Source organism: Kitasatospora sp. NPDC101183 (assembly GCF_044767945.1).
GTDB lineage: Bacteria > Actinomycetota > Actinomycetes > Streptomycetales > Streptomycetaceae > Kitasatospora.
In genome coordinates this window covers 12,981-26,953 of sequence record NZ_JBIWOW010000019.1, presented here as the reverse complement: position 1 = coordinate 26,953, position 13,973 = coordinate 12,981, and the positions used below count along the sequence as shown (strand labels likewise).

Genomic DNA, 13,973 nt, shown 5'->3' with positions numbered 1-13,973 from the left:
GGGCACCCCGTCGGGAATCAGCCCAGGGCGAGGGCGCGGAGGCGGTCGGCGGCGCCGTTGAAGAGGTTCTGGTCGCCGGGGAAGACGCCCGAGTCGGCGTACTGCCAGAAGGTCTGGTAGCCCCAGCCGTTGGGCAGGGTGCCCGGGCCGGAGGAGTAGCGGGCGATCCACAGCGGGTTGGTGGAGGCGAAGCCGCCGTAGTTGCCGGTGCACTGCGACCACCAGTTGGTGGTGGTGTAGATGGTCGGGTAGCGGCCGGTGCGGCTGTGGACGGTGGTGCTGAAGGAGCGTATCCAGCCGACCATCGCGCTCTGGCTCAGGCCGTAGCAGGTGGCGCCGTAGGGGTTGTACTCGATGTCGAGCGCGGGCGGCAGGGTCTTGCCGTCGGCGGACCAGCCGCCGCCGTGGCTGACGAAGTAGTTGGCCTGGGTGGCGCCGGAGGAGGCGTTGGGCAGGGCGAAGTGGTAGGCGCCGCGGATCAGGCCGGCGTGGTACGAGCCGTTGTACTGCTGGGCGAAGGACGGGTTGGTGTACCCGGTGCCCTCGGTGGCCTTGACGTAGGCGAAGCGGGCGCCGTTGGCGGCGACGGAGCTCCAGTTGACGCTGCCCTGGTAGCCGGAGACGTCCAGGCCCTTGGTCTGGGTGGCGGCGAGGTCGGCGACGGCCGGGGTGGCGACGGGGCGGCCCTCGTGGGCGGCGACGGTGGAGCCGGCGAAGTCGCGCTCGGGGTGGAATCCGGCCCGGCCCTCGACGACGGGGGCGGCGGCGGCCGTGTTCGGCTCGGCGGCGTACGCGGGGGCGGCGAGTCCGGTGAGGAGCGCGGCGGCGGCCGTGAGGGTGGCGAGGGCGGGGAGCCGGCGGCGGGCGACTGCTCCCGGGGTGCGGACGGGTCGGGGCATGGGGCACTCCTGAGGGTCCGGTGCGGACGGCCCAAAGGGCCTGATGAGGCCGGAGGTTGGGACCTTTGGCCGGGGAGCAGGGTAGCCATGTACTCGCCAGCGTGCCAGGAGGTCCGCACCACATCGTGAGCGATCGTCAGAGGCCCCCGGGAGCCCCTGGGAAGGGGGCGCTGGGCTCGATCGGGACGCGCGTAGATGCATTCGGGCTGGTCCCGGGCCCGTGGCGGTCCCGGCGGGGGCCTGTGGCACGATGCCCGCAGGTCGCCCGCCCGGGCGGCCTGTCGTGCGTACGAGGAGAAGATCGCCATGTCCGAGACCACCGCAGGTTCCGCCGGATTCACCGGGGAGCCGACTTTCCGGCCCGCCACGCGCGCCGACGTGCCGGCGCTGGTGGCGCTGGTCGAGTCCGCGTACCGGGGCGATTCGAGCCGGGCCGGCTGGACGACGGAGGCGCACCTGCTGGAGGGGCAGCGGACCAACCCGGAGAGCGTCACCGAGGCCGTCGAGGACCCGGAGGGCGTGGTGCTGGTCGTCGAGCTCGACGGCGAGCTGGTCGCCTGCTGCCACCTGGAGCGGCGCCCGGGCAGCGCGTACTTCGGCATGTTCTCCGTCCGCCCGACCCTCCAGGGCGGCGGGATCGGCCGCCTGGTGCTGGCCGAGGCGGAGCGGGTGGCGCGGGACGAGTGGGGCGTGGGGCAGCTGGAGATGAAGGTGGTCGAGCAGCGCGCCGACCTGATCGCCTGGTACGAGCGGCGCGGGTTCCGCCGCACCGGCGTCTACAGCCCGTTCCCGTACGGGGACGAGCGGTTCGGGCTGCCGCTGCGGCCGGACCTCCGTTTCGAGCAGCTGACCAAGTCGCTCCCGGCGGTCTGACGGCGGCGCGGCCGAGGTGTGACGGCGGATGACCGGGGGTGCGGAGGTGACCGGCGGGTAGGCGGCGGCACCAGAGTGTTCCAACGGTCAATCGTTGATCGTTTGACGGTCCGTCCGGCAGTGACGGGCCGTCAAGTCTTTGACCAGCGGTGATGCGGAGAAGTCATGCCGTGTTCACGATTGGTCTAGGCCAATGTGAGAGGCTGAGGGGGACCGGCCACGTTCCGTCCCACGCCCAGGGGGGCCACTTCCGCATGCCCGTACTCCATGGCACCGCCATGCCCGACGCCGACGCCGGGCGCCCCGGCGGGCCCGACGCCGACCTCCGTCTTCCCGGCCCGCCCGACGACGAGGAGCTCTACTGGTACTTCGGCCCGCAGCGCCGCTGGGTGCTGCTCTGCGCCACCCTCTCCTACGCGGGGGCCACCGCCACGCTCGGCCTGTTCGCCCTCAGCAAGCCGCTGCTGTGGCCGTTCCTCCTGCTCACCGTCCTCAACGCGGCCACCTGGCTGCTGTCCGTCGTTGACGGACAGCGCGCCCGCCGCTACACCCGCGACTCCCACGACCTGCTGCTGCGCGCCTGGAACCCCGCGCGCCACCCCAGCGTCGACCTGCTGCTGCCCACCGCCGGCGAACCCCTCGCCGTCCTGGACAACGCCTACCGCCACACCGCCGCCGTCCGCTGGCCCGGCGCCCTCACCGTCCTGGTCCTCGACGACGCCGACCGCCCCGAGGTGCGCGAACTCGCCGAGGGCTACGGCTTCCAGTACCGCGCCCGCCCCGACCGGGGCCGCTTCAAGAAGGCCGGCAACCTCAACCACGGCCTGGCCGAGGGCGACGGCGAGATCGTCGCCGTGCTCGACGCCGACTTCTGCCCGCGCCCCGACTTCCTGCACCACCTGGTGCCCTACCTCGACAACCCCGAGGTCGGCATCGTGCAGAGCCCGCAGTGCTTCGACACGGACGCCGACATGTCCTGGCTGGAGCGCGCGGCCGGAGCCACCCAGGAGATCTTCTACCGCTGGATCCAGCCCTCCCGGGACGCCCAGGACGGCACCGTCTGCTGCGGCACCAACGCCCTCTACCGCCGCGCCGCCCTCCAGCGGGTCGGCGGCTTCGCGGAGATCGACCACAGCGAGGACCTCTACACCGGCCTCTCGCTCGCCCGCGCCGGGTGGACCACCCGGTACGTGCCCGCCCTGGTCGCCAAGGGCATGTCGCCCACCGGGCTGCCCGCCTTCATCAGCCAGCAGTACCGCTGGTGCCTCGGCTCCCTCGCGCTCGTCGGCGACCCCGACTTCCGCCGGGGCCCGCTCCCGCGCTCCGCCCGGCTCTGCTTCTGGAACGGCATCCTCGGCTACGTCACCAGCGCGGTGAACGTCTTCGCCGTGCCGCTGCCCGCCCTGATCATGCTGTTCTTCCGGCCCGAGGAGATCCAGCCCTGGCAGGTGCTCCCCTTCCTGCCGCCGATCTGGGTCGCCCTCGTCCTGCTGCCCGCGATGTCCCGCACCCGCTGGCGCTTCGAGGTCACCCGCGTCCAACTCCTCGGCGGGCTCTGCCACGTGGTCGCCATCGCCCACGCCCTGCGCCGCCGCTCCGCCGACTGGGTGCCCACCGGCGCCGTCTCCGGCGGCAGTTCGCTCGCCCGCGCCGTCGCCCGCATCGGGGTCGGCTGGCTCGGGTTCGTCATCCTGGCCGGCCTCGCCGGCCTCGTCCGCGCCGTGACGCTGTACGGCTGGCAGCCGTACTGGGCCCTGACCGGGCTGCTCGCGCTCACCGCGTACACGATGATCCCCCTGATCAAGGCCCTCTGGCCGCTGCTCGGCGCCACCACCGGCGGCAAGGGCGCCGCCGCGGGCGAGGTCGCCCCGCCCACCGGGCGCCGGTCCGACCTCGGGTTCGGGCGCGCCGAGGCCGTCGCCGTCACCGCCGTCCTGGCGCTGTGCGGGCTGCTCGCCTCCGGCTGGGCCGACCCGCTCGTCTTCTGACGCACCGTCAACTCCTCTTCCCCGTCGATTCCTTGCGCGTCGCCCCACCGGCGCGGACTCGCCGCCCGGCCGCCCCATCGGCCGGCGGCCCAGACCACCGCCGCCATCTGCAAGGAGCACCGCCGTGTCAACGGCCGTACCACCTCCGTCCTCCGCAACCGCCGCCGAGCTGCTGCCCGGCGTCGTCCAGGTCACCCGCCCGCCCGCGGCCACGACCACCGGCGACGTCGAACGCCGGCGCAGCGCGTTCCGCCCCGACATCGAGGGGCTGCGCGGCGTCGCCGTCCTCTCCGTCCTCGCCTTCCACGCCGGGGTGCCCGGCCTGACCGGCGGCTACGTCGGCGTCGACGTCTTCTTCGTCATCTCCGGCTTCCTCATCACCGGCATGCTCACCGGCCGCCCGCTCGGCCTGTGGGACTTCGCCGCCCGCCGCGCCCGGCGCATCCTGCCCGCCGCCGCCACCGTGCTCGTCGCCACCGCCGCCGCCGGCGGGGCGCTGCTCGACCCGCTGCGCGGCACCGACCTCGCCCGCGACCTCATCGCCTCCGCCGGGCAGTTCGCCAACTGGCGCTTCGTCGGCCAGCAGACCGACTACCTGGCCTCCGAGCGGGACCCGAGCCCGCTGCAGCACTTCTGGTCGCTCAGCGTGGAGAACCAGTTCTACCTGCTCTGGGGCGTCCTGCTGCTCGGCCTCGCCCGCTACCTGCACGGGCGCCGCCGCACGGCCGCGATCACCGTGGCGACGCTCGGCATCGGGGGCCTCTCGCTGGCGCTGTGCCTGCGCTGGACGGAGACCTCCGCGCCGCTCGCCTACTTCTCCACCGGCAGCCGGCTCTGGGAGTTCGCCGCCGGGGCCTGCGCCGCGCTGCTCGCCCGGCGGGTCGGCCAACAGGCGGGCGTGCGCGTGGGGTTGACGGTCCTCGGCTGGGCCGGACTGGCCGCCGTCGTCGGCCCGCTCTTCCTGTACGACCGCAACACCCCCTTCCCCGGCGCCGCCGCCCTGCTGCCCGTCCTCGGCGCGGCCGCCCTGCTGCTCGCCGGCACCGCCGCCACCCCGCTCGCCGCCGGCCGCGCGCTCACCGCCCGCCCGCTGCGCGCCGCAGGCCGGCTCTCGTACGCCTGGTACCTGTGGCACTGGCCGGTGATCACCATCGCGCAGGCCCGCTACGGCACGCTCTCCTGGACGGCCCTGGCCGCCCTGACGGCCGCCAGCGCGCTGCCCGCCTGGCTCACCCTGCGCCTCGTCGAGCAGCCGCTGCGCCACGGCGGCACCGCCGCGCCCCGGCGCGGCCTCGCGGTGGGTGCCAGCGCGCTCGTCATCCCGCTGATCGCCGGGCTCACCCTCGGCGGCGGGACGGTCCGGGCGCTCGGCACGGCCTCCGCCGCCTCCGTCCCCGCCCCTCCCGGAGCCGTCGACGGGCCCTCGCTGCTCGCCCCCGGCACGGTGCTCACCTCGCTGACGCCCTCACTGGCGCGGGCCCGCGAGGACTTCCCGCCGGGCAAGGGCTGCGAGATCGCCCTCAACGCCGACGCCAGCCCGCGCTGCCTCTTCGGCGACGAGCACAGCCCCGACAGGATCGTGCTCCTCGGCGACTCCCACGCCGGGCAGTGGATCTCCGCCGGGATCGCCATGGCGCAGCAGCGGCACTGGGCGCTGGAGGTGCTGGTCAAGCCGGGCTGCCCGCTCGCCACGATCACCGTCCGCAACAACGTCCTCGGCCGCACCTTCGAGGAGTGCGACCGCTGGCGGGAGAACACGCTGACCAGGCTCGCCAACGAGGCCAAGCCCCGGCTGGTGCTGCTCGCCGGGCTCAACCGGTACGGCGGCCCGGAGGAGCGCACCCAGGGCTGGACCCGCACGCTCGACCGGCTCGCCGCGCTCGGCGCCCCGCTCGCGTACCTCGGCGACACCCCGATGCCGGGCAAGGACATCCCCACCTGCCTGGCCGCCTCGGACGGACGCTCCGACGCCTGCGTCTTCCCGCGCGACACCGCGTTCGAACCCGACCCGATGCTGGACGGCGGCCTCGCCGCCCGCTACGGCGTACGGACACTCGACCTCGGGCCGCTGCTGTGCCCCGCCACCGGGCCGAGCTGCCCGGCGGTGCTGGAGGGCCTGGTGCTCTACCGGGACACCGGGCACATCACCGACACCCTCGCCCGGGTGCTGGCGCCGCGCCTGGACAAGGGGCTGCTGGGCGCGGCCCACTGAGCCCGGTGGCCCCGCCCGTGGGGGGCGGGGCCACCGATCACCCGTACAGGTGACGGCAGATGCGGGCCTGCTCGGAGTCGGCCGGCCAGTGGGCCACGTGTTCGCCCTGGTCGCAGGGGTTGCCCGCGCCCAGGCTCGGCAGGGCGGCGCCGGGGGCCGGGGCGGCGGAGGCGCTGCGGCCGGCCGGGTGCGGGGAGCGCGCGGCCTTGGGGTGCGGCGCGGCCGGGGAGCCGGAGGCGGACGGCGCGGACTGCCCGGCCTGGGCCGCCTGCGTCGCCTGCGTCGTCTCGGCGAGGGAGTACTCCGCCGCCGGGCCCTGGTCCGGCGCGGGGGCCGGCAGCGGCGAGGGCACCGGCGTCGGCGCCGGGGTGACGTGCGCCGCCGGCCGTACGTCCGGGCCCGCGCCCGGCCCGCAGGTCACCAGGACGGCCGCCAGCACCGCGCCCGTGCCGACGGCCGCCGCCGCCCACGCCCGGCGCGGGCGGCGCCGCGCGGGCGGCGGGGCCGGGTGTGGGGGCGGGCCCGGCGGGGGAGGCGCGGGCACCGGGGGAGGCTGCCAGGCGTTCTGCGGCCACTGCCACGGCCCTTGGGTGGGCGGCTGCCCCGTCATGTCCTCGTCCTTCCGGAGACGAACCCTTCCCGTGCTCAACGAGCGCGCGGACGCGGGGACATGACCCGGAAGAGGGGTCCGGGCGGGCGCGGGTTGCCGCCGGGTCACATGCTTGGGGTCATGGAGACGAACAGCACGTCCGCACCCCTGGTCGACGTGGCCGGGTTCCGCACCGACAGCCGCTACCGGCTGGTCCACTTCCAGGGCCACGGCTGGGAGCCGCTCGCGCCCGAGGAGTTCGAACCCCGCATCCACCAGCTGTTCCCCGACCTCGACCCGCGCGACCCGCAGCGCGTCCACTGGACCGACCGCCCGTGGGAATGGCCCGCCTGGCACCCCGGCGAGGCGTGATCGGCTTCCGCGCCGTCCGCTCTTCGTTAGGCTGTGCGGGTGAGTGTCGATCACTTCTGGCGCCGCCTGCCCGGCAAGGCCGTCGACGCCTGCTCGCCCGAGGAACTCGGCGAGCTGGTGCCCCGGCACCTCGGCGTCGGCTACGACGAGCTCGCCGCCGCCGGGCTCGCCCTCGGCGTCCGCCGCACCGCGCTGCTGATGGAACTCGCGCTCACCGAGAACGGCCTCCACCCCGACCCGGCGGCCCGGCTGCCGATCTACGGCGGGCCCGGGCGCCGGGAGCGCGGCGAGCCGCTGCTGCTGAGCCCCGAACAGGTCGCCACCGCCTCGCTGTTCCTGCGCGACTCCGCGCTCGGCGAACTCGTCCGCCAGCAGGACGCCGTCCTCGCCCGGACGGTCGCCGCGCTCGGCTACGCCACGCCCTGGTCCGAGACCTGGGCCGTCCGCGTCGCCGGCGACCTGCGCGACCTGCGCGACTTCTTCGCCGTCGCGGCTGCCGCCGGCGACGCCGTCCTGGTAGGAGAGACGAATGACTAGGCCCGCAGGCACCCTCGGCTATGGCGAGGCGGCCGACGAACTCGCCGTCCAGTACGAGAGCGTGACCTTCACCGAGGTCCACGGCGAGCTCCTGGCCCACTACCCGCCCGCCCCCGCTGCCGTCCTCGACCTCGGCGCCGGGACCGGCCGCGACGCCGCCGCCCTCGCCGCCCTCGGGCACCGCGTCCTCGCCGTCGAGCCGACGCCCGAACTGCGCGCCCACGGCGAGCGGTTGCACGCGGGCAGCGGCGTGCGCTGGCTGGCGGACGCCCTGCCCGAGCTGCCGGCCGTCCGCGAGGGCGGCGAGCGCTACGACCTGATCCTGGTCACCGCCGTCTGGATGCACCTCGACCCCGCCGAACGCCGCTCCGCCCTGCGGACGGTGGGCGCCCTGCTGGCCCCCGGCGGCCGGCTCTCCCTCACCGTGCGCCACGGCCCCGTCCCCGCCGGGCGGCGGATGTACAACGTCCCCGCCGAGGAAACCCCCGCCCTGGCGCGGGAGTTCGGCCTGCGCGTGGTGCACCGTGCCTCCCGTCAGGACCTGCACGGGCGCGGGGGCGTGCACTGGACGCTGTTCGTCCTGGAGCGCCCGGCCTGAACTCGACCCCGGAGATGGCCGGTTGGACCGTCGACAGGAATATGCAGACCGGTCTATCGTCGTCCGCCATGGGAGCCAAGGGGGACGAGACCCGGGCCCGGCTCATCGCCGGCACCCGCGCACTGATCGAGGCACAGGGCTACCACGGCACCGGGCTCAACCGGATCCTCGCCGACACCGGCACTCCGCGCGGCTCGCTCTACTTCCACTTCCCGGAGGGCAAGGACCAGTTGGTCGCCGCCGCGCTGCTCCAGGCCGGCCGGGAGACCGAGGAGCTGCTCACCTCCCGGGCGGAGCGGGGCGCCACGGCGGCGGAACTCGCCGAGGCGCTCGCCGAGGCCTTCGCCGAGCGCCTCCACCGCTCCGCGTACCGCACCGGATGCCCGATCGCCACCGTCGCCCTCGACGTCTCCGGCGCCAACGAACCGCTGCGCGCCGTCTGCGCCGAGGTGTACGACGGCTGGCGGGACGTCCTCGCCCGAAGGCTCGCCGCCGAGGGCCGCCCGACCGGGGCCGCCGGTCAGGCCCTCGCCCTGATCGAGGGCGCGGCGCTGCTCGCCAAGGTCCGGCGCGACCTCGAACCCCTCGACGACGCGAGGACGGCAGTGCTGCGGCTGCTGTCCGGCGCGCCCTGACGCCCCAGAGGCGTGTCCTGACATCCACGAGTCGGCGCACCGGTACGCACCGGCACCAGTCGACAGACCACGGGAGAACCCGCATGTCGCCCACCCCGCCGCCGCCCCGCGCCCTCGTCATCGGCGCCACCGGCTTCATCGGCCGGTGGCTCGTCCTCGAACTCCTCGGCCGGGGCACCCCGGTGGCCGCCACCTTCCGCGGCACCACGGCCGGCGCCGCCCTGCGCCGCTGGCTGCGCACCCACGGCGGCGACGAGCGCGGCCTCACCACCGTCGCCGCCGACGTCACCGCCCCCGGCCTCGGCCTGCGCCCGGGGGGCGAGGACCGGCTCGGCGAGGTGCGCGACGTCTACAACCTCGCCGCCCGCTACCAGTTCGGCCTCACCCGCGCCGAGGCGGAGCCCGTCAACGTGCACGGCGCCCTCAACGCCCTGCGCTGGTCCGCCACCCTGCCCGGGCTGCGCCGCCACGTCCACCTCTCCGGCTACCGCACCGGGCGCGACCCCCGGCCGCGCTACCCCCTGGACGCCCAGGCCGCCGACGCCCTGTACAGCACCGACGGGGCCTACCCCGCCTCCAAGCGGCTCGGCGACGCGGCCGTCCGCGTCACCGCCCCCGAGCTGGGCGTCCCGGTGACGACCGTCAACCCGAGCAACGTCATCGGGCACTCGCAGACCGGCGAGTACGGCCAGCGCTTCGGGCTGGCCGCCGTCGTGCGGCAGCTCCAGGCCGGGCAGCTGCCCGTGCTGCCCGGCTCGAAGCGCACCTTCGTGCCCGTGGTCACGGTGGACCACCTGGCCGCGTTCCTCGCCGCCGTCCCCGCGCTCGACGAGGGGCCCGTCCAGTCGCACACCGTCCTCGACCCGGCGACGCCGTACTTCCCCGAGCTCGTCGAGAAGCTGGCCGCCCACCTCGGGGTGCGCCCGCCGCGCGCGATGATCCCGGTCGGGTTGGTGCGCCACCTGCCGCGCGGCATCACCGGCGCCAGCCCCGAGGCGCTCACCTTCCTCTCCGAGGACCGGTACGACACCGCCTCCGCCGAGCGCCTCGCGGCCGCCGCCGGGCTGACCCACCCGCCCGTCGTCCCCGCGCTCCAGCGCTGGGCCGGTCGGCTGGTGGCGGAGGCGCCCTGAGCCGGCTCCCTTCCCGTACGGAGGGTTCTTCGGGAAACACGACAGGAGGTGTCGGGTTACGGGGGAACAGTGGGAGGCGTCGGCCGACGCCGTGGTGGCGCCGGCCGGGACCACCGATCGGACAGGAACCCTCCCCATGCGCGAAACCCCCGAGGAGCTCCAGCGGCTCCAGGCCCTCCTCGACGCCTCGCTCGCCCGCTCCACCGCGCACCTGCGGTCGATCGTCAGCAGCGAGCGCACCCTCACCGCCGAACAGCTCACCGGCGTCCTCACCGGCATGTGCACCCTCGCGCTGTCCACCGTGACGGCCAAGGGCGAGCCCCGGATCAGCGGCGCGGACGGGCACTTCCTGCACGGCCGCTGGCACTTCGGCACCGCCCGCACCGCCGCCAAGGCCCGCCACCTCGCCGCCCGCCCCGCCGCCAGCGCGGCGCACATGCGGGGGGAGGAGCTCGGCGTGTTCACCCACGGGAGGGTCGAGGTGCTGAACCCGTACGGCGCCGAGCCCGCCGAGGGCTGGGCGGAGCTGCTCGCCTACCTGAAGGACCTCTACGGCGCCGAGATGTTCGACTGGGACGAGGAGGTCGTCTACTACCGGCTGGAGCCGCAGTGGATGACCGTCTTCGCCGCCCACCCGGCCGAACTGCTGGCGAAGGACGGGCAGGCGTGACGCGCGGCACCATCGAGGTCGTCGGCGCGCGCACCAACAACCTGCGCGACGTCACCGTCAGCATCCCCAAGGGCCGGCTCGTCGCCTTCACCGGCGTCAGCGGCAGCGGAAAGACCTCGCTGGCCGTCGACACCCTGCACAGCGAGGCCCAACTCCGGTACCTGGAAGGCCTGTCGCCGTTCGTCCGGCAGTACATCACCCAGCGCAACCGGCCCCAGGTCGACCGCATCCTCGGCCTCGGCGCCACCCTCGCCGTCGACCAGCGCCGGCTCAACCGCAACCCGCGCTCGACCGTCGCCACCCTCACCGGCATCGACGGCCACCTCGGGCTGCTCTACTCCCGGCTGCCCCGGCTCGAACCGGGCGCCCCGGCGCTGACCACCTCGCACTTCGACCGGCACACCCCCGAAGGCGGCTGCCCCCACTGCCACGGCGCCGGCGGGCGCTGGCAGGCGGCCGAGGACCTCGTCATCACCCGCCCCGACCTGCCCCTCTTCCAGGGCGCCTCCCCCTGGTACGCCAAGTGGCGCTCCGGCGAGCACCTGTTCGTCCCCGCGCTCGCCGCCCTGCGCGGCGTCGACCTCGACGAGCCCTGGGAGCGGCTGCCCGAGGCGTTCCGGCGCGAGGTCCTGCACGGGACGGGGGAGGAGGCCGTCGAGGCGACCGTCGACATCCCCAACCGGCACGAGACCTCGCGGATGACGTACACCTCCACCCAGCCGCTGCGCGGGGCCCTCGCCGAGGTGGAGCGGGTGTTCGCCAACGCCCGGACGGCGAACGCCAAGCAGCGGTACCTGCCGTACCTGCGCAAGGAGCCCTGCCGGGACTGCGACGGCAGCGGGTTCGACCGGGCCGCCCGCTCGGTGCGCCTCGGCGGGCTGACGTACCCGGGCCTGATGGAGGTGGACGTCCGGGAGGTGCGGCGCTGGGCAGGCGCCGTCGGCGAAGGCCTCGACGAGCGGCGGCGGGCCGTGGGCGAGCCGCTGCTCGCCGACCTCGGGCGGCGGCTGCGCCTGCTGGAGCGGCTCGGGCTGGCACACCTGAACCTCTCGCGCTCCGCCGCCACCCTCTCCGGCGGGGAGCTGCAGCGCACCCGGCTCGTCTCGCAGCTCGGCACCGAGCTGAGCGACCTCGTGTTCGTCCTGGACGAGCCCGGGGCCGGGCTGCACCCGGCGGACAAGGAGCAGCTGCTGGAGATCGCGCTCGAACTGCGGGAGGCCGGGAACACCGTCCTGCTCGTGGAGCACGACCCGGAGCTGATCGCCCGCGCCGACTGGATCGTGGACCTCGGGCCCGGGGCCGGGCGGCACGGCGGCGAGGTGATCGTCTCCGGCCCGCCCGCGCTGGCCGCCGCCACGCCCGGCTCGGCGACCGGACGCCACCTCGCGGGCCTCGCGCCCCGGCTGCGGCGGGCGGCGAGGCCCGTCGCCGGGGGCGGTGGCTGGCTGGAGCTGCACGGGCTGCGCGCCCACAACGCGGCGGTGGAGCTGCTGCGGCTGCCCGTCGGGCGGCTCACCTGTCTGACCGGGGTCAGCGGCAGTGGGAAGAGCAGCGTGCTGGGCGCGCTGGCCTCCGGCGTGGAGGCGGCGCTCAAGGGCACGTCCGTGGACGCGGTCGGGACGGTGACCGGGCTCGACGGGTTCGGCTGGGCGGCCGTCGTCGACCAGGAGCCCATCGGGCGCACCCCGCGCTCCAACCCGGCCACGTACAGCAAGGCCTTCGACCACATCCGGGCCCTGTTCGCCGCCACCGGTCGGTACGGCGCCTCCTGGTTCAGCTTCAACACGCCCGGCGGCCGGTGCGAGAGCTGCACCGGGTACGGGCGCCGGCTCGTCGACATGCACTTCCTGCCCGACCTGTGGGTGGTCTGCGACGCCTGCGACGGGCGGCGGTACGGGCCCGAGGCGCTGGCCGTCACCCACCGGGGGCTGGCCGTCGACCAGGTGCTGGAGCTGACGGTCGCCGAGGCGCGGGAGGTGTTCACCGAACCCCGGCCGCTCGCGGAGATCCTCGCCGCGCTGGACGCCGTCGGGCTCGGGTACCTGCGGCTCGGGCAGAGCGCCACCGAGCTGTCGGGCGGGGAGGCGCAGCGGCTCAAGCTCGCCTCGGCGATCCAGCGGGGCGCGGCCGGCCGCAGGGCGGGGCTCGTCGTGCTGGACGAGCCGGTCTCCGGGCTGCACCCCTCCGACGTCCAGCGGGTGGTGGACGCGCTGGACGCGCTGCTCGACTCGGGCAACACGGTGGTCGTGGCCGAGCACGACATCCCGGTGGCCGCCTCGGCGGACTGGCTGATCGACCTCGGGCCGGGCGCCGGGCCCGACGGGGGCGCGGTGGTGGCGCAGGGCACGCCGTCGGCGGTGGCGCGGGCGGACACCCCGACGGCCGGGTACCTGCGGCGGTACGCGGCGGGGGTGCCGCTGCTGGGCTGAGAATGGTGCCCTGTCGTTGCTGGAGTCGGTGGAGGGATCGTTGTGCGGGCGAGCCGGGCGATCGCGCTGCTGCTGCTCCTGCAGAACCGGCGGGCGATGACGGCGGCCGACCTCGCCGCCGAACTGGAGGTCTCCGAGCGCACCGTGCAGCGGGACGTGGCCGCGCTGGCCGAGGCCGGGGTGCCGGTGTACGCGGAGCGCGGGCGGGGCGGGGGCTACCGGCTCGTCGACGGGTACCGGACCAGGCTCACCGGGCTCGAACGGGGCGAGGCGGAGGTGCTGCTGCTGGCCGGGCTGCCGGGGCCGCTGCGGGAGATGGGCCTGGCCGGGCAGGCGCTCGCGGCGCGGCTCAAGGTCGAGGCGGCGCTCGGCGACGCGCCCGCGGCGGCGGTGCGGCGGTTCCACCTGGACGCGCCCGCGTGGTTCCGGGAGACGGCCACGCCGCCGCTGCTCGCGGAGGTGTCGCGGGCGGTCTGGGAGGAGCGGGTGCTGCACGGGCGGTACGCGGCGCGGGGCGGCACGCGGGAGCGGCGGCTGGAGCCGTACGGGCTGGTGCTCAAGGCGGGGCAGTGGTACCTGGCGGCGCGGGGCCCGTCCGGGCGGATGGGCACGTACCGGGTGGACCGCTTCGAGACGGCGCAGGCGGGGGAGGAGCGGTTCGCGCGGGACGAGGAGTTCGACCTCGCCGCGTACTGGGCCTCGGCGGCGCGGGAGTTCGCCCGGGCGATGCTGCGCGAGCGGGCGACGGTGCGGCTGAGCCCGCTCGCGGTCTCGCGGCTCGCCGTCCTCCTGGAGCCGGTCGCCGCCGCCGACGCCCTCGCCACGGCGGGCCCGCCGGACGGGGAGGGGTGGGTGACGGTGACGCTCCCGGTCGAGTCCTGGGAGATCGGCTACCACGAACTCCTCCGCCTCGGCCCCGAGGCCGAGGTCCTCGCCCCGCCCGCCCTCCGCACCCGCCTGGCCGAGGCCGCCCGCCGCGCCACCGCGCTGTACGCGTAGGAAGTCGGCCGGGCCGACTTCTCGCGCCGCAGTGGAATC

Annotated in this window: 13 protein-coding genes; 11 read left to right on the top strand and 2 right to left on the bottom strand. The window is 75.7% G+C overall.

Going from position 1 to position 13,973, the window contains the following annotated elements; translation table 11 throughout:
- Positions 1-17: 17 nt before the first annotated feature.
- Positions 18-899: a lysozyme gene (locus ACIRRS_RS25730; RefSeq protein WP_402975153.1), complete on the bottom strand. Its 882-nt coding sequence runs from the start codon at positions 897-899 to the stop codon at positions 18-20.
- A gap of 306 nt (positions 900-1,205) precedes the next feature.
- On the opposite strand from ACIRRS_RS25730, the gene ACIRRS_RS25725 reads away from it, so the two are divergent.
- From ACIRRS_RS25725 to ACIRRS_RS25715, 3 genes are all read left to right on the top strand, one after another.
- A complete protein-coding gene (locus ACIRRS_RS25725) occupies positions 1,206-1,772 on the top strand; it encodes a GNAT family N-acetyltransferase (protein ID WP_402975150.1) in 567 nt (188 codons plus the stop codon).
- Positions 1,773-2,026: 254 nt separating this feature from the next.
- Positions 2,027-3,760, top strand: coding sequence for a glycosyltransferase family 2 protein (locus ACIRRS_RS25720; RefSeq protein ID WP_402975147.1), 1,734 nt, complete (start codon positions 2,027-2,029; stop codon positions 3,758-3,760).
- A gap of 124 nt (positions 3,761-3,884) precedes the next feature.
- Entirely contained in the window at positions 3,885-5,972 is a 2,088-nt protein-coding gene (locus tag ACIRRS_RS25715) for an acyltransferase family protein (RefSeq protein ID WP_402975144.1), read from the top strand.
- A 37-nt stretch (positions 5,973-6,009) separates the two neighbouring features.
- On the opposite strand, the gene ACIRRS_RS25710 is transcribed toward ACIRRS_RS25715, so the two are convergent.
- Entirely contained in the window at positions 6,010-6,582 is a 573-nt protein-coding gene (locus ACIRRS_RS25710; RefSeq protein WP_402975141.1) for a hypothetical protein, read from the bottom strand.
- 120 nt (positions 6,583-6,702) lie between these two features.
- Here ACIRRS_RS25710 and ACIRRS_RS25705 point away from each other — a divergent pair, with 120 nt between their 5' ends.
- The 8 genes from ACIRRS_RS25705 (at position 6,703) to ACIRRS_RS25670 (ending at position 13,934) form a co-directional block, all read left to right on the top strand.
- Positions 6,703-6,933, top strand: coding sequence for a hypothetical protein (locus tag ACIRRS_RS25705; protein WP_402975138.1), 231 nt, complete (start codon positions 6,703-6,705; stop codon positions 6,931-6,933).
- Positions 6,934-6,972: 39 nt separating this feature from the next.
- Positions 6,973-7,470 carry a hypothetical protein gene (locus ACIRRS_RS25700; protein ID WP_402975136.1) on the top strand — a complete coding sequence of 166 codons (498 nt, stop codon included), beginning with the start codon at positions 6,973-6,975 and terminating at the stop codon, positions 7,468-7,470.
- Complete coding sequence (locus tag ACIRRS_RS25695; protein WP_402975133.1) at positions 7,463-8,068, top strand: class I SAM-dependent methyltransferase; 606 nt, start codon at positions 7,463-7,465, stop codon at positions 8,066-8,068. Before ACIRRS_RS25700 ends, ACIRRS_RS25695 begins: the two co-directional genes overlap by 8 nt.
- A gap of 68 nt (positions 8,069-8,136) precedes the next feature.
- Entirely contained in the window at positions 8,137-8,703 is a 567-nt protein-coding gene (locus ACIRRS_RS25690) for a TetR/AcrR family transcriptional regulator (RefSeq protein ID WP_402975130.1), read from the top strand.
- Positions 8,704-8,786: 83 nt separating this feature from the next.
- Positions 8,787-9,836 carry an SDR family oxidoreductase gene (locus ACIRRS_RS25685; RefSeq protein WP_402975127.1) on the top strand — a complete coding sequence of 350 codons (1,050 nt, stop codon included), beginning with the start codon at positions 8,787-8,789 and terminating at the stop codon, positions 9,834-9,836.
- Between the two features lie 136 nt (positions 9,837-9,972).
- A complete protein-coding gene (locus ACIRRS_RS25680; protein ID WP_402975124.1) occupies positions 9,973-10,506 on the top strand; it encodes a pyridoxamine 5'-phosphate oxidase family protein in 534 nt (177 codons plus the stop codon).
- On the top strand, positions 10,503-12,935 hold the full coding sequence (locus ACIRRS_RS25675; protein ID WP_402975121.1) for an excinuclease ABC subunit UvrA: 2,433 nt from the start codon (positions 10,503-10,505) through the stop codon (positions 12,933-12,935). The genes ACIRRS_RS25680 and ACIRRS_RS25675 overlap by 4 nt, the downstream gene beginning before the upstream one ends.
- Before the next feature lie 42 nt (positions 12,936-12,977).
- Positions 12,978-13,934, top strand: a complete 957-nt coding sequence (locus ACIRRS_RS25670; protein ID WP_402975118.1) for a helix-turn-helix transcriptional regulator — start codon at positions 12,978-12,980, stop codon at positions 13,932-13,934.
- The last annotated feature ends 39 nt before the right edge of the window (positions 13,935-13,973 follow it).